Genomic DNA, 14,868 nt, shown 5'->3' on the forward strand with positions numbered 1-14,868 from the left:
CGGGCACCCGCTCAGCGGGGGTAGGGTTGATGTCCCATCTTTAAGAAGGAGTGACGCATGCGCCTCGTGGCGAGCGACCTTGACGGCACGATCGTCGGCCACGACGGCAGGATGAGCGAGCGGACGGTCCGGGCCTTTCGGGACTGCGCGGCCGCCGGAGTCGAGGTGGTCTTCGTGACCGGCAGGCCTCCGCGCTGGCTCGATCCGCTGCGGGAGCAGCTGCAGCACCAGGGTACGGTCATCTGCTCGAACGGAGCGGTGACCTACGACCTGGGTGCCGAACGTGTCCTCGATGCCCATCTCCTCGACACCGGGAGCATTCTCGAGGCACGCGACATCATCCGCGGACTGTATCCGGCGGCGGGGTTTGCCGCCGAAACGATCAGCGGCTTTAAGATCGAGTCGGGCTTCGCCGACCCCGGCACCTCAGAGCTGCTCGGCGGCGTGCAGGCCGTTCCCTTCGAGGAGTCGCTGCCCGGCGAGCAGGTGATCAAGTTCCTCGCACGGGAGCGCGAGGTGACACCCGATGAATTCCTGCGGACCGTCGCCCCCGCCGTCGAGCATCTCGTCTCCACCACCCACTCGGCGCCGAGCATCGCGCTGCTGGAGATGGCGGTGCCCGGCATCAACAAGGCAGTGACCCTCTCCCGCTACGCGGAGGGGCTGGGCATTGAGGCGGAGGACGTCGTCGCCTTCGGTGACATGCCCAACGACATCCAGATGCTGAGCTGGGCCGGATCGGGCTACGCCATGTCCTCGGGTCACCCCGACGCCCTTGCCGCGGCCAACCTCAAGGCCCCGGCCTTCGAGGACGACGGCGTCGCGCAGGTCCTGGAACTGCGCCTGGAGGCGCTGCGGACCGCCTGATGCTGGAATGGGCCGCACTAGGGTTGCACCCATGACGCTCGCCTACTTCCGGAACACCGGCCCCGACGGCCGACAGCGTCCGCTGGGGTTCTCCCACCGCGGTTTCTCCCCGGCCGGCGCCGAAAACTCGCTGTCCGCCTTCGCCGAGGCGGCCCGGTTGGGTTTCGGGTACCTCGAAATCGATGTGCGGAGCACCCGGGACGGGGTGGTGATGGTCTTCCACGACGAAACCCTCGACCGCGTCACCGACGCCCGCGGCCCGATCTCCGCCCGGACCCGCGCGGAGCTGGCCGGGGTGAGGATCCGGGGCGGCGAGCCGATCCCCACCCTTGAGGAGGTCCTGCTCCGGTGGCCGGAGATGAGGTTGAACATCGATATCAAAGACGAGGGGTCGGTGAAACCGTTCGCGGACCTCATCAACCGGCTGCGCGCCCACGACCGGGTGCTCGTCGCCTCGTTTTCGGACCTCCGCAGGCTCCGGGTGCTGCGGCTTCTCGAGGCACCGACGGCGTCCTCGGCGGGAATGGCCGTCAACGGACTGATCCGCCTCGGAGGCCACCTCGGGCTGACCGGGCCGCTGTGCCGGGCCGCACGGGTTGACGCCGTGCAGGTGCCCCTGACCTACCGCGGGATGCCTGTTGTCACCCCGGGCTACGTGCGGCGGTGCCGGAAGGCCGGACTCCAGGTCCACGTCTGGACCATCAACGAACCGGACGCGATGGAACGGCTCCTCGACCAGGGCGTCGACGGCCTCGTCTCGGACCGAGCCGATCAGTTGGCCGCCGTCCTAGACCGACGCGGGTCCTGGCCGCAGAGCCGGTCGACTCAGTCTGACCCGCCTGCCGGCTCAGACTGACCCGCCGGCCCGGCCGGCGACGGCGCGGCTGCGCACCAGCCGGGGATAGACGACCCACAGCAGGACCACGACAACGAGGAGGCCGGCGGTGACGAGGAACCCCGCCCTCCGGCCGAGGACGATGTCGAAGATGAACCCCGCCGTTCCGGACAGGACCAGGCCGGTCAGGCCGATGCTGGCCCGCATGATGCGGTCCCCGCTGCGGACCAGCGCCGCCTTGACCTGGAGGCCGAAGAGGACGCGGTGGAGGTTCACCGCGCTCAGCACCACGGCGGTGATGATGGCCGAGAGCGTGACCAGGACCAGGTAAACGACGACCTGGAACCGGTCGAGCTCATCGAACCTACCCTGGAAGGGCAGGGTCAGCAGGAACCCGGTGAGGATCTGGATGCCGGTCTGCATGACCCGCAGCTCCTGGAGCAGCTCGAGCCAGTTGCGGTCGAGGCGCTGGTTGGTGCTCTCCCCGCGGCCGTCCTCCTGCCGGACGGCGGCTCCCCTCCGCGGCGGCATCAGGGGGTGAGGTCGGGCCTCGTGGCGTCGGACTGGTTTTCAAAGGGAGGATCGGCGACGATGCCGGGTTTTCCGCCGCTGGGGCCGGTGACATCGGCAAGGCGGCCGCCGCCAGCGTGCCTGGCATCCTTGTTCAGCACGCCGGAGAGCGCGCCCTGGGCCTTCTTCACGGCGCCGCTTGTCCCCTCCTGGACGGCGGGCAGCTTCTCCTTGAGGACGCCGGTGGCCCCGGAGACGCTCTCCTGGACGCGGGGGTTGTTCCACAGGCTTTCCGCCCGGGCCTTGAGCGCCTCATAACTCTCCCGGCCGGCCCGCGTGCCGAGGACGTATCCGGCGGCCATTCCTGCTGCGAAGACAATCTTGTTCTTCATGCTGCATACCCCTGTCTACAGTTCGACGGTGTGCCCTGACCCTAGCCGGAACCGGCCGGTTTTGTCACAGCACCGCCGGGTCATGCCGACAGGATCGGCTTGGTCAGGTCCGCGAGGTATTCGAGCGCACCCGGGCCGTAGGTGCTCATCGAGGCGTCATCGGCGTAGACAAGGAGCCGCAGCCACGCTCCGTAGCGGTGGACCCGCCCCAGGTACAGGGCGGCGTCAAGGGAGGCCTGCAGGGCGGAAAGCGGCGCGAAGTCGGTCCATTGCTCGAGGTAGGCCCCCACCGCCAGCCGGACGCGGGGATCCGCCGGCGTCGTCGCCCACTGCTCGCACATGAGGGTGATCGGTACGAGCAGGGCGCTGAACGGATGCGCCCAGTACGCGTCGGCGAAGTCGAAGAAGCGCAGCGGTTCGGTGCTCGAGCCGGGTAGGAACGCGTTGCGCGGGTGGAGGTCATTGTGGTCGAGCGAGAGCGGCACGCCGAGGGCGCGCAGCGTCTCCACCGCGGCACGGATCCGCGGCAGCTGGGCCAGCACGTGGTCGGCGCCCTGATGCGAGAGGAACATCGGATGTTCGGCGGGCAGTCCGGTGTGGAGCAGCAGTTGGTTTTCGACGAAGTTCGCCGCGACCTCCGGATTCATGTTCACCAGCCCAGCGGCGGTGAGCCGGTCGGCGTGTGGGATGAGGGCCTTCTGGAGGTCCGCGAAGTCGGTCAGGACCCGGGCCCACAGTTGGTAGTCACTGGACCTCAGGGACGCCAGGGTGGCGCCGTGGTCGGGGGTGATCATCCAGCCGCGGCTGGGTTCCACCGCCAGGGGCTTCACCACGTGGTCCGGCACCAGCTCGGCCAGGGCCGCAACCACCGAGGCCTCCGCGAGCTGCCCGGGATTGTTCTCCTTGAACCACAGCACGCCCAGGTCGGTGGGAACGGTGAGCTGGGTGGACCAGAACCGGATGCGGGGCTGCTCGATGGGACCGGTCTGCCGGACCGAGAAGCTCTCGAGCACCAGCTGGATCCACTGCTCGGCCTGGCTGCGCCACTCGCGGCCGGCCCACAGGGCCTGCAGGTCGGTCATCGGGCCACCTGCCGGGGGCCGGCGTGCCCGGACGGGGACGGTACGCGTCGAGGAGTGCCAGTCATTTCCTCATCCTACTCAGCGCTGCCGCCCGCCGCGGACGCCTGAAATTCCCACACACAAGGCAGTGAGACCGTCATCTCCCTGCCGTCTTCAGGATACCGCGCCGGGGGGATCTTGCCGCAAGGCCCCCTCCCGCGGGCACAATGGCGCACTGCGGGCGGACGACAGGGAGTGCGTTCCTGGGCGGGTCGGGGAGACCGGCCGCCGCACTACGTGCTGAAGGGGACCTCATGATCGATGTAATCATCGCCGGCGGTGGACCGACCGGAATGATGCTGGCGGGCGAACTGCGGCTCCACGGTGTGGGCGTCGTGGTGCTTGAGAAAGACGCGGAGCCGACCAGGCAGGTCCGCTCCCTCGGCCTGCATGCCCGTAGCATCGAAATCCTGGATCAGCGCGGGCTGCTCGGCCGGTTCCTCGCGCACGGCCGGCGGTATCCGGGCGCCGGCCACTTCGCGGGGATCGACAGACCGTGGCCCGAACACCTGGATACCGCCCACGGGTACGTTCTCGGCATCCCGCAGCCGGTCACCGACCGCCTGCTCGCCGAGCACGCGGCCGGCCTCGGCGCCGATATCCGGCGCGGTAGTGAGGTGGCCGGCCTGCAGCAGGACCCCGGCGGTGTGACGGTGGACCTCACCGACGGAACGAAGCTGCGCGCACGCCACCTCGTGGGCTGCGACGGCGGCCACAGCCGGGTCCGCAAGCTGCTCGGCGTTCCTTTCCCGGGCGAGCCGGCCGAAAACGAATGGCTTCGGGGCGAGATGGAACTGACGGCCCCGCCGGAGGAAGTGAAGGCCGTCGTGGAAAGGGTCCGCAGCACCCAAAAGGGGTTCGGGGTCGGCCCGGCGGGGAGCGGTCTGCACGGCGTCGTCGTCCCAGCCGCCGGCGTCGCGGAAGACCGGGCGGTTCCTCCAACGCTTGAGGAGGTGAAGCGCCAGCTGCGGGCCATCGCCGGCACCGATTTCGGTGTCCACTCGCCGCGCTGGCTGTCCCGGTTCGGTGACGCGACGCGCCAGGCCGAGCACTACCGGGTCGGACGGGTGTTCCTGGCGGGCGACGCCGCGCACGTCCATCCCCCGCTCGGCGGGCAGGGGCTGAACCTTGGTATCCAGGACGCATTCAACCTGGGCTGGAAGCTGGCCGCCGAGCTTTCCGGCTGGGCACCGGCCGGTCTGCTGGACACCTACCATGCCGAGCGGCACCCGGTGGCCGCCGATGTCCTCAACAACACCCGCGCGCAGAGCGAGTTGATGGCCGCCGGCCCCGGCCCGCAGGCCGTCCGCCGGCTTCTGACGGAACTGATGGACTTCGATGTCGTGAGCCGCTTCCTGGTCGGGAAGATCACGGCCATCGGAATCCGGTACGACTTCGGGGGCGGACCGGACCTGGTCGGCAGGCGGCTCCGTGACATGCCTCTGGCTCGGGGACGGCTGTACGGGCTGATGCACCGCGGACGCGGCCTGCTGCTCGACCGGACCGGGAGCCTGTCCATCCGCGGCTGGGAGGGCCGGGTTGACGGTGTTCTGGATGGCAGCGACGAACTTGACCAACCGGCCGTGTTGATCCGGCCGGACGGGCACGTGGCCTGGGCCGGCGCGGACCAGCCGGGCCTCGACGCGCAGCTGCTGCGCTGGTTCGGCACACCGTCCACCGGCGCCCCCACGACGGCCCGTTGAAGGAGCGCCCGTCGCTGGACCGCCCGTCGACGGTCGGCGCGGCACTCCGGGAGGCGGACGGGAGCGCACCGGCGTCGTGCCTGTGGGTATGCTGACCGTCACAGGACGCAGCACCGATCTCCACCAAGCCAGTCCACCCAGCGACCGCCAAGGAGAACAAGCATGGACGTATTGCAGGGCATCGAACGCTTCGCCGTTGCGCAGAAGATCACCCTGATGGTGAACCGCTACGAGATCCGGGCCGTCGACGGGAACGGGCAGCCGGCCGGGCTGCTCGCCGTCGCCCAGCAGAAGCGGGCGGCCTTCAAGGAGCAGGTGACCTTCTACACCGACGAGTCACGGAAGACCCCGATCTTCTCCTTCAAGGCCCGGCAGCGCTTCGACCTCGGCGCCACCTACGACGTCCTCGACGCCGCCGGCACCCCGATTGGCAGCTTCCGGAAGGACTTCGGCAAGTCGCTGCTGCGCTCCACCTGGCACCTCGACGCTCCGGGGGTGCAGGCCGTGGGAAGCGAACGCAGCGCCGGAGTGGCCATCGCGCGCCGCCTCTGGGATCTCGTGCCACTCACCGAGTCCCTGCCCGCACCGTTCGTGTTCCACTTCGACTTCGTCGATGCCTCCGGTCAGCTCGTGATGACCTCCGAGCGGGGACGTTCGCTGCGGGACCGGTACGACGTCACAGTGCCGGGCGCACGCCTCGACGGCAGGGTCGCGGCCGCCATGGCGGTGGCACTGGACGCCCTGCAGGAGCGCTGACCGAAAAGCGGTCCGCCGGGCGTTGAACCACCCGCCCTTCCTTTACGTGTGGAGGGCGTGACACCACCTAACGGGCTTCCGCGCGCCCTGAGACGCTCCCGCACCGCTGCCCTCCGCCTCACACAGCTGGCCGTGCTCGCCGCTGTCGCCACCGGAGGGCCTCCGGTGGCGGGAAGCCTGCCCCCGGCGGCCGCGGTCTCCATCCCTGCCCGGAATCAGGAACCGGGGCGGGAGGTCAAGGTCGCCATCGTCCGCGCTCCCGGCCAGAACGGCGGCGCCCCGGACTCCCTCGAGCAGGTCGCCGGGCGCACCCTCGGGGACCCCGGCCGGGCGCAGGAGATCTTCGACCTCAACGCGGGCCGCCGCCAGTCGGACGGGTCGGCGCTGACCGACCCGGCGGCGTTGGAGGCCGGCTGGATCCTTATCCTGCCCGACGACGCGCAGGGCCCTGATGTCCGCGCAGCGCTGTTGGACGAGCCCGCCGACGCCGCCGACGGGTCAGGCGGGGCGGCAGCGGACACCGGGGCCGCCGCCGGTGCACCCGACGGCGCAGCGGAGCCCGGGAATGCGGCCAATGAGTCCGGCAGTGAAGCGGAGCCCGGGAATGCGGCCAATGAGTCCGGCAGTGAAGCGGAGCCGGCCGCCGGGGACGCTGCGGACAAGGCACAATCGAACGCCCTCCTGGACCGCCTCCGCTGGCCGATCGTGCTCGCTGTCCTGGGCGGGCTTGGGGTGGCGGTGCTGACGACGGCGATTGTGCTGCGCCGCCGGATCCGGCTGCGCCTGCGCCGGTTCCGCGCCCTGATCCGGGCGGCGCGCGACTGGGTCGTGGCTGGCTGGCGGCGTCGGGCCTTGCTGCGCCTGCGCTCCGAACTGCTCGCCCTCTGGCAGCAGGACACGTCCGCCGTTACCGCGGCGGCGGCCGCCTTGCGCAGCTCCACCTTCCTTCCACCGGCGGTGGCGGTCAGCGTGCGCGCCGATGGGGCCGAGGTGCTCGGCCACCCCGGGGAATCTTCTGAGGATCCCCTGCCGGGCCACCTTCGCACCCAACCCCTTCCCGCCGCGGCGCACGCCGCGCCCATCCTCGCCCGCGTCGGCGGGGACCCCGCCGAGCAGGTCTTCCTCGACTTCGCCCAGTGCCGGGGAGCCCTGGGTATCGAGGGGGACCCCGCGCTCGCCCGCGACGTCGCCCGCTCCGTGGTGACCCAGCTCGGCCTGGCCGCACCGCAGCTCGCTCTCCTGTCCCTCGGCCCCTCCGATCTTCCCCGCTCGGCCTCCGTCGCCACCGTTGAGGACCTCGACCGGTTCGGGCTCCTCCCGCCGCCGGCCCACCGCCCCCGGCAGGCCGGTCTCATCACCAGCACTCAGGTCCTCCGACAGCTGACGGGGGTGCTGCTGATCCAGCCGGGACGGTCCCCGCAGGAACTCGACGACGCCGTAGCCCGCTGCTCGGCGCCGGGCAGCGGCTGGATTGCGGTGTATCCGGGTCCCCTGAGAGGGGCCCACTGGCGGTGGACCGTCTCCCGGGACGGCATGCTCACCGTTCCCATCCTCGGCCGGACGCTGACGGCCACCGGCGTGTGAGCCGCTTTCCACATCAAATCGCCCTGGTGTTGAACCGGACCCGAACCGCCTCCGTGTACTAGGTGACCGACACCAGCCGGACCCCCGGCCCAACCGAAGGAGAAACCAATGCCCAAGTTTGACGTCGACAGCGAGGCTACCGAAAGCACCTCCAGCGAGATGATGAACCACTTCGCCGAGCTGCAGGCCAAGCTCACCGTGGTCCGCAGCAAGATCGACGGCCTGCTGGCCGAGGGCTATCGGACCCCCGCGGCCCAGCAGCGCTTCCAGCCGTTCTTCGAGGAGTTCGCCCGGGGCTTCGACCAGGTCAACCAGAGCCTCGAAGGCATCGGCCAGTACGTCCGCAACGTGGGCCAGGCCTTCAACGAAACCGACAACCAGCTTGGCGCGACGCTCAGCCGCTGACCGGCCTCCCCGATCCCGACCCGCCCCGACAGAGAGACTCCATGCGCTTCGCCGTCACCGCCTTCCAGCCGTCCTCGGTCGTCCCCATCCCGCTTGAGGTGGACGCCGATCCGACGACGCCGGTGGGAAGCCTCACCGCGGCGATCGCCGAGGAGCTTGGAGGCCCTTCCGAGGGTCCACTCTTCGCGGGCGGGTCGGTGCTCGATCCCTCGCAGACCCTGGCCGGGGCCGGTCTTTACGACGGAATCGCCCTCGGCCTGGGGGGCCCGGGGCCCGACGAAGCCACCTCGCCCGGCCTCGTCGAAGTCGGGATCGTGGGCGGGCAGGATGCCGGGGTCACCTACCGGCTCGCGGCCGGCCACTACGACGTGGGTTCCGGGCAGCACTGCCTCATTCAAACTCCGGGAGGCAGCGACATCACTGCTTCAATCACCGTCCAGGCCTCCGGCGCTGTCCGGGTGTCGGCACGCACCACCGGCGTCGAAATTTCGGGGAATCCGCTGGCAGCCGGCGCCGAGGCGGCGTGGGACCAAGGCACCCTGCTCTCCATCGACGGGCTGCTGCTCGACGTCGCTCCCCGGACCCTGCGCATCGCCTCGGTCAGCGTCGCCGAGGACGGCCTCGGGCGCGAGTTCAACCGGCCGCCGCGGCTGCGCCACACCCCACCGGCCACCCGGTTCCGGCTTCCCCGCAAGCCCGGGGAGCCGCCCCGCAACGCCATTCCGCTGCTGCCCCTGGTGCTGATCCCCATTGTGGCGTCGCTGCTGACGGTCGTCATCACCGGCAACTGGCGGTTCATCCTCTTCGGCCTGCTGTCCCCCGTCGCCGCTCTGCTGAGCCGCAGCGGCAACCGCAAGAGCCAGCTGCAGGACCACGAGCGGCGGGTCACCGACTACCGGGAGACCACCGAACGGATCGGTGAGGACATCTCCGCGGCGGTGCTCCTCGAACAGCGCATCATGCGCTCGGTGCACCCCGACCCCGCGGCGCTGCTGGCAATGGCGGCGACGCCCACCGACCGGCTCTGGGAGCGGCGGCGCTCCGACATCGACTTTCTCGTCCTGCGGGCCGGAACCGGAAGCGTGCCCTCAAGCATCCTGGTCGAGGATGCCAACGAGGATGAGCACCGGAGGGCGACCTCGCCCCGCCTGGCCGAGGTGCCGGTGACGGTGGACCTGCAGGCCGCGGGCGTCATCGGTATCGCCGGCGGGCCCGGCCCCGCATGCTGGCTCGTGGCCGAGGCAGCGGTCCTCCACAGTCCCAACGACCTCGACCTCTACATCCTGACCGGCGGCAAGCCCGATTCGGCACCGACCTGGGACTGGAGCCGCTGGCTGCCGCACGTGCGGCGCGGGGGGCAACCCGGAGCCTTCCACCTCGGAACCACCGCCGACTCCACCGCCCGGCGGGTGGCCGAACTCGTTCAGCTCGTCGAGGTCCGCCAGGCCGCCCGGACCGGCGCGCAGGACCCCTCCGTCGAGGAGACCCGGATCCTGGTCGTGCTCGACGGGGCCAGGCGCCTGCGCTTCCTGCCCGGCGTCGTCACCCTGCTCCGCGAGGGCCCGGGCGTCGGCGTATTCTTCCTCTGCATCGACCGCGAGGCGGAGCGGCTGCCCGAAGAGTGCTCGGTCGTTCTATCGGTGGGCGAGGACGGCCGCGGCGAGGTGCTCGGCGCGGATGGAACCGCCCAGAAGATCCGCGCCGACGCGCCCCGCCCCGCCTGGTATGAGACGGTGGCACGCAGCCTGGCGCCCCTGCGCGCCGTCGGCGACAACGACGGCGCCGTGCTGCCCAAGGCCGTCCGGCTCGTCGACCTTCTTGGCCTGTCAGACTCAGTCGCCGACGAGGTCGCCGGACGGTGGCTGCTCTCGGCGCGGAGCACCCAGGCCCGGCTCGGCGTAGGGCTCGACGGCGCTTTCGACGTCGACCTTGAACGGGACGGCCCCCACGGCCTCGTGGCCGGGACGACGGGCTCCGGCAAGTCCGAACTGCTCCAGACTCTGGTTGCATCGCTCGCCGTGGCGAACCGGCCGGACGAGATGAACTTCGTCCTCGTCGACTACAAGGGCGGCAGTGCCTTCGCCGAATGCGCCGACCTGCCGCACACCGTCGGCATGGTCACCGACCTCGACACGCACCTCGTCGAACGGGCCCTGACCTCCCTCAACTCCGAGCTGCGCCGGCGCGAACATCTGCTGGCCGACGCCGGCGCCAAGGACCTCCCGGACTACCTCGACCGGCGCAGCCTCGACCCTTCCCTTCCCGCCCTGCCGCGCCTCGTCATCGTGATCGACGAATTCGCGTCAATGGTGCGCGAGCTTCCCGACTTCGTCAGCGGCATGGTCAACCTCGCCCAGCGGGGCCGGTCACTCGGACTCCACCTCATCCTGGCCACCCAGCGCCCCTCCGGCGCGGTCACGGCCGACATCCGCGCCAACACGACGCTGCGTGTCGCCCTGCGCACCACCGACGCCTCGGAGAGCCGCGACATCATCGATGCCCCGGACAGCGCGACCCTTTCGCCGTCGACGCCGGGACGGGCCTTCGCCCGGATGAGCGCCTCGGTCCTTCTGCCGTTCCAGGCCGCACGCGTGGGCGGGCGCCGGGCCTCGGCCCGCCCGGCCGGACCTGCCGCCGTGGCGGCGGCCGCGGTCGGACGGGTTCCCTGGGCGGAGCTGGGCGACGGCATTCCTCCACTTGGTCCCCCCGCCCCGGCGGCCGGCCACCCCGCGGCCTCCGCTGGCGCCCCGGCGGTGGCAGGCGGCGCCGACGGCAGCGCCGACCCGTCGTCGGCTGGTGAGCTCACCACCGACATGGCGTTCCTCGCCGACGCGCTGACGCGCGCCGCCGACCAGCTGGGGATCGCCCCGCCGGCCCGGCCGTGGCTGCCGCCCCTTCCTGAGCGGATTGAGCTGGCAGCGAACACGGCCCTCCCGCACGGGGAGGCCCGACGCACCGACGCCTCCCTCGCCCCGGCGGTCTGGGGTCGAATTGACGACCCGCAGCTTCAGCAGCAGCTGCCGCTGGAGTTCGACCTCGACACCATGGGGCACTTCCACCTGATCGGCGCTCCGCAGGCCGGACGCTCCCAGGCCCTTCGGACGCTCGCCGCGGCCATCGCCACGGCCGTGAGCACCAAGGACGCCCACCTCTACGGCATCGACTGCGGGACAGGCGCGCTGAACGCGCTGATCGACCTGCCGCACGTCGGGGCGGTGATCGACCACCGCTCCCCTGAGCGGCTCGGACGCCTGATCACGCGGCTGACCGCGGAACTCCACTCCCGCCAGCGGATGCTCGGTGCCCGCGGCGTCTCCGACCTCCACGAACTCCGCAGCCAGCTCCCCGAGGAGGAACGGCCGCCCCACCTCGTGGTCTTGGTCGACCGGTTCGAAGTGTTCGACCGCGAATACGCCAACTACGACAACGGCTCGCTCCTCGAGCGCCTCACCACCATCCTGCGTGACGGTGCCGCCGTCGGGCTCCACCTCGTCCTCGCCGGCGACCGGTCGCTCGCCTCAAGCCGCTATGCCGGCACCACCGAGGACAAACTCGTGCTCCGGCTCAACGACTCAGCCGACTGGTCAATGGTGGGGATCCGTCCGAAGGCCGTGCCCGACAACATGCCGCCGGGCCGCGCCCTGCGCCCGAGGGACGGCGTGGAGGTCCAGATCGGGGTCCTTCCGGCGCCCCAGGGTGCCGACGAGGTCAGCGGCGCCGCCCAGGCACTGGCCCTCGAGCAGCTTGCGTCCCGCCTGCGGGAGCGCGACCGGGACGTCCCTGCCGGCATGCGCCCGCGTCCGCTTCGAGCCCTGCCGGACCGCATCGGCTACGCGGAGGCGGGCGAGCGGGCCGCCGCGGCCCTGCCGGCCGACCGGATCCTGGTCGGCCTGGGCGGTGACGACCTGGTCCCGCTCGGCCCCGACCTCGGTGACACGCCCACCTTCCTCGTCGCCGGGCCGCCCAAGAGCGGCCGCAGCACGGCGCTGCTCACCATGGCCCGGTGGGCGCTGCGGCGCGGCGACGGAATCGTGGTCATCGCGCCCCGGCGCAGCCCGCTGCGCGCCCTTGAGGGACACCCCGGCGTGGCCGCGGTGCTCATCGACCCGGAAACCTCGTCCGCGGACCTCCGGCAGGCGCTGTCTCGGGTTCCCCAGGAACGCGGAATGCTCATCATCGACGACGCCGAGATGGTACTGGCCAATGATTTCTCCGCGGATGTCCAGGCCCTGGCGCGCGGCGCGGCAGGGGAGGGCTGGGCGGTCCTCGCAGGAGGCAACGCCGAGGCCCTCGGCAACGCGATCGGAGGGTGGGTTGCCCTCGCCCGGCGGAACCGGCAGGGGCTGCTCCTGGCCCCGCAGTCGATCGCCGACGGCGAACTGATCGGCGTCCGGCTCGGCCGCGGCGTCGTGGGCACCCCGACGGTCTCCGGGCGGGGCCTCCTCCACCTCGGCGACGGGCAGCTCATCGCCGTGCAGGTTCCCGAAACAAACGCACCAACTCTTCCCGAACCGCTTCCAGCTTTTCCGCCTGCCGTCCCGGCCGGTACTCCAAGAGAGGACACGTAGATGCCACGCCGTCATGTCAACGGCTTCGAGGTACTGGGCCTCGACGCCGACCCCACCCCCGGGGACCCCGAGGCCCTGCTGGGAAAGCTCGTCCCCACGTACACCAGGCTCGGCGACGACGCCGCCGCCGCGGCCGACGTGCTCACCAGCCAGGAAGTGACCGAGGGGCGTGGAGAGGCGATGGAAAAGCTGAGGGAGGTGGTCGGCACGAAGTATCCAGAGAAGCTGCGCAAGGCCGCGACGTCCTTCCGCGAGGCGGCGGAGGCCTACCAGGCCTATGCCCGGACGCTCTCCGAGACCCAGAGCGAGATCGACCGCGCCATGGACCAGGCACTGCCCGTCGCGACCCTGGCCGCCGAAGCCCCGCCGCAGCCCGCCTCGGACGCCAGCGCCGACGACCGCCGGGCCGCCGAGCAGCGCGGAGCGCAAATCGACGACGCACGCGGCGTGCTCACCGGAGCCCGGAGGCTGGCCGCCGACGCCAAGGCGCTGCGCGAGCAGGCCGCCGGAACGCTGCGTGACGAGCTCGAGCACGTGACCGTGGTGCCCGCGCGCAGCCTGTTCCAAAAGTTCCTCGAATGGTTCAAGAACAACCCCGTACTCCAGATCATCCTGGGCATCGTGGTCGGCATCGTCAGCATCTTCTTCCCCATCGTCGGCTTCGCACTGGGGGCGCTCACCTTCGGGCTTCTCACAGCGTTCAATACCCTGGCCACGGGAAAGCTCGACGTCGGCGCGCTCGTGGTCGGATTCCTGACCCTCGGATTCGGCGGAGGCATGGCCGCCATCCGCCTGATCCCGTCGATAGGGGCCAAGGTGGGCAGCGCGACCTCCAGCGCCGGCCGGTTCCTGACGTCGCTGCCCGGCCCCATCGGGCCAGGCCTCCGCTCGACCGGAGACTTCCTCCGCAACTCGCCGATCCTCAAGAAGGCCCTGCTGGGGTCGACCGAAGGTTTCGTGCCGGGTGCGGTGATCAACTCGATCGGCGGTGCCATCAACGCCAAGGACGGCACACCGTTCAACGCAGCGGTGATTTTCTCCGGTGCGCTCGCCGGCGGTTTGGCCGGAGGCGCCGGTGGCGCGCTGGCCACCCGCTTTGGGCCGGGGCTCAACTCGGTCTTCAGTAAGCCGGGCTCCTCCACTCCGCCGGCGGCGAGGAGCGCACCGCCCGGAGAGGCGGCGCCCGCCCCTGCGCCTGCGCCCGCCCCTGCGCCTGCGCCCGTCACCACTCCGGCACCGTCCCGGCCCGCTACGCCCGAGGTGCAGCCGGCAGCGGGATCGCCGGGGCCGTCGCGTCCTGTGTCTCCGGCGCCCTCCGCAGAGTCGGAGTTCCAGACAGCGCCGTCGACCCCTGTGACCGGCAGCCCGGGGCCGTCGCGTCCTGCGTCTCCGGCGCCGTCGCTGAACGAACCGACCCCGGGCACTCCTGGTCCGTCGCGTCCGGGCACGCCCGCACCGGCGGATCCGGCCCCAGCACCGGCTCCTGCGCCGGCCGCGCCTGGGACCCCGACTCCCGAGCCCCCTTCCCCCGGCCCTTCCACCGTGGATAAGGCGGCCAACAGCACCGTCATCGGTGTCTCGGTCGGCGCCGACGGCGGTACCAAGGTCCTGGTTACTGAGCGCCAGAACTCCGAGGAGCACGGAGGGCAGCTCGTGGGACAGGAGGCCACCGGTGGCCAGGCGGGCCTTGCCGCCGGAAGCCCGACCAACCGGACCGAACCCATCACCAAGGGTTCGGTCGGCTTCGGGCGGGTCGGCCGATGACCGGCATCCACCCCGACACCCGACCCATGAAAGGGAAATCCCAATGACACACATCACGGTCCCCTTGGAGGAGCTCGAGGAGGCTGCCCGGGACCTCGACAACGTTCTGTCCCTGCTGGAGACCGGCACCGGTCAGCTCGACCTCGAACAGATGCTGGGCAACGCCCCCGATGTGATGGGCGCGGCACGGACCTTCGACCGCCGGTGGTCGGACGGGCGGAAACAGCTGATCGGCGAAGGCAAGAAGATCCGGGACAAGATCCGGGAGGCCACCCAGGCCTTCGTGGATACCGACAACCACCTCGCCGAGGCACTCGACCAGGACAAGAAATGACGAATCCCAGCACCACGACGCGGAAGTTG

Annotated in this window: 12 protein-coding genes; 9 read left to right on the forward strand and 3 right to left on the reverse strand. The window is 71.1% G+C overall.

The genetic code is table 11. The features are described from left to right. The first annotated feature begins 57 nt into the window (after window positions 1-57). Both E2F48_RS12560 and E2F48_RS12565 read left to right on the forward strand, forming a co-directional pair. Window positions 58-867 (forward strand): HAD family hydrolase, encoded by an 810-nt coding sequence (locus tag E2F48_RS12560; RefSeq protein ID WP_133404320.1) that lies wholly within the window; start codon window positions 58-60, stop codon window positions 865-867. A 31-nt stretch (window positions 868-898) separates the two neighbouring features. Beyond that, window positions 899-1,723 carry a glycerophosphodiester phosphodiesterase family protein gene (locus E2F48_RS12565; protein WP_133404321.1) on the forward strand — a complete coding sequence of 275 codons (825 nt, stop codon included), beginning with the start codon at window positions 899-901 and terminating at the stop codon, window positions 1,721-1,723. Here the strand turns inward: E2F48_RS12565 and E2F48_RS12570 are convergent. The 3 genes from E2F48_RS12570 to E2F48_RS12580 form a co-directional block, all read right to left on the reverse strand. After that, entirely contained in the window at window positions 1,715-2,233 is a 519-nt protein-coding gene (locus E2F48_RS12570) for a DUF6328 family protein (RefSeq protein ID WP_133404322.1), read from the reverse strand. The genes E2F48_RS12565 and E2F48_RS12570 overlap by 9 nt on opposite strands. Continuing rightward, on the reverse strand, window positions 2,233-2,604 hold the full coding sequence (locus E2F48_RS12575) for a YtxH domain-containing protein (RefSeq protein WP_133404323.1): 372 nt from the start codon (window positions 2,602-2,604) through the stop codon (window positions 2,233-2,235). Before E2F48_RS12575 ends, E2F48_RS12570 begins: the two co-directional genes overlap by 1 nt. Window positions 2,605-2,684: 80 nt before the next feature. Continuing rightward, entirely contained in the window at window positions 2,685-3,686 is a 1,002-nt protein-coding gene (locus E2F48_RS12580) for a phosphotransferase family protein (protein ID WP_133404324.1), read from the reverse strand. Between the two features lie 293 nt (window positions 3,687-3,979). Here E2F48_RS12580 and rox point away from each other — a divergent pair, with 293 nt between their 5' ends. From rox to E2F48_RS12615, 7 genes are all read left to right on the forward strand, one after another. After that, complete coding sequence (gene rox, locus E2F48_RS12585; RefSeq protein ID WP_133404325.1) at window positions 3,980-5,428, forward strand: rifampin monooxygenase; 1,449 nt, start codon at window positions 3,980-3,982, stop codon at window positions 5,426-5,428. Between the two features lie 162 nt (window positions 5,429-5,590). After that, window positions 5,591-6,184 (forward strand): LURP-one-related family protein, encoded by a 594-nt coding sequence (locus E2F48_RS12590; protein ID WP_133404326.1) that lies wholly within the window; start codon window positions 5,591-5,593, stop codon window positions 6,182-6,184. A 57-nt stretch (window positions 6,185-6,241) separates the two neighbouring features. Beyond that, window positions 6,242-7,768 carry a LysM peptidoglycan-binding domain-containing protein gene (locus tag E2F48_RS12595; RefSeq protein ID WP_133404327.1) on the forward strand — a complete coding sequence of 509 codons (1,527 nt, stop codon included), beginning with the start codon at window positions 6,242-6,244 and terminating at the stop codon, window positions 7,766-7,768. Window positions 7,769-7,876: 108 nt separating this feature from the next. After that, on the forward strand, window positions 7,877-8,173 hold the full coding sequence (locus E2F48_RS12600) for a WXG100 family type VII secretion target (RefSeq protein WP_133404328.1): 297 nt from the start codon (window positions 7,877-7,879) through the stop codon (window positions 8,171-8,173). Between the two features lie 41 nt (window positions 8,174-8,214). After that, complete coding sequence (locus E2F48_RS12605; RefSeq protein WP_133404329.1) at window positions 8,215-12,741, forward strand: FtsK/SpoIIIE domain-containing protein; 4,527 nt, start codon at window positions 8,215-8,217, stop codon at window positions 12,739-12,741. Further along, the gene (locus tag E2F48_RS12610) at window positions 12,742-14,505 is read left to right on the forward strand and encodes a hypothetical protein (RefSeq protein WP_133404330.1); all 1,764 of its coding nucleotides are present in this window, start codon (window positions 12,742-12,744) and stop codon (window positions 14,503-14,505) included. It abuts the gene before it with no gap. Between the two features lie 43 nt (window positions 14,506-14,548). Further along, window positions 14,549-14,839: a hypothetical protein gene (locus E2F48_RS12615; protein WP_133404331.1), complete on the forward strand. Its 291-nt coding sequence runs from the start codon at window positions 14,549-14,551 to the stop codon at window positions 14,837-14,839. Window positions 14,840-14,868 lie beyond the last annotated feature (29 nt).

This window comes from Arthrobacter crusticola, from assembly GCF_004357995.1.
GTDB lineage: Bacteria > Actinomycetota > Actinomycetes > Actinomycetales > Micrococcaceae > Arthrobacter_D > Arthrobacter_D crusticola.

What these genes read in the sequence shown, in the direction of transcription:
- E2F48_RS12565 (WP_133404321.1), top strand. Translation starts at nt 899, where the DNA reads ATGACGCTCGCCTACTTCCGGAACACCGGCCCCGACGGCCGACAGCGT.
- E2F48_RS12590 (WP_133404326.1), top strand. Translation starts at nt 5,591, where the DNA reads ATGGACGTATTGCAGGGCATCGAACGCTTCGCCGTTGCGCAGAAGATC.
- E2F48_RS12575 (WP_133404323.1), bottom strand. Translation starts at nt 2,604, where the DNA reads ATGAAGAACAAGATTGTCTTCGCAGCAGGAATGGCCGCCGGATACGTC.
- E2F48_RS12605 (WP_133404329.1), top strand. Translation starts at nt 8,215, where the DNA reads ATGCGCTTCGCCGTCACCGCCTTCCAGCCGTCCTCGGTCGTCCCCATC.
- rox (WP_133404325.1), top strand. Translation starts at nt 3,980, where the DNA reads ATGATCGATGTAATCATCGCCGGCGGTGGACCGACCGGAATGATGCTG.
- E2F48_RS12570 (WP_133404322.1), bottom strand. Translation starts at nt 2,233, where the DNA reads ATGCCGCCGCGGAGGGGAGCCGCCGTCCGGCAGGAGGACGGCCGCGGG.
- E2F48_RS12610 (WP_133404330.1), top strand. Translation starts at nt 12,742, where the DNA reads ATGCCACGCCGTCATGTCAACGGCTTCGAGGTACTGGGCCTCGACGCC.
- E2F48_RS12560 (WP_133404320.1), top strand. Translation starts at nt 58, where the DNA reads ATGCGCCTCGTGGCGAGCGACCTTGACGGCACGATCGTCGGCCACGAC.
- E2F48_RS12600 (WP_133404328.1), top strand. Translation starts at nt 7,877, where the DNA reads ATGCCCAAGTTTGACGTCGACAGCGAGGCTACCGAAAGCACCTCCAGC.
- E2F48_RS12615 (WP_133404331.1), top strand. Translation starts at nt 14,549, where the DNA reads ATGACACACATCACGGTCCCCTTGGAGGAGCTCGAGGAGGCTGCCCGG.
- E2F48_RS12580 (WP_133404324.1), bottom strand. Translation starts at nt 3,686, where the DNA reads ATGACCGACCTGCAGGCCCTGTGGGCCGGCCGCGAGTGGCGCAGCCAG.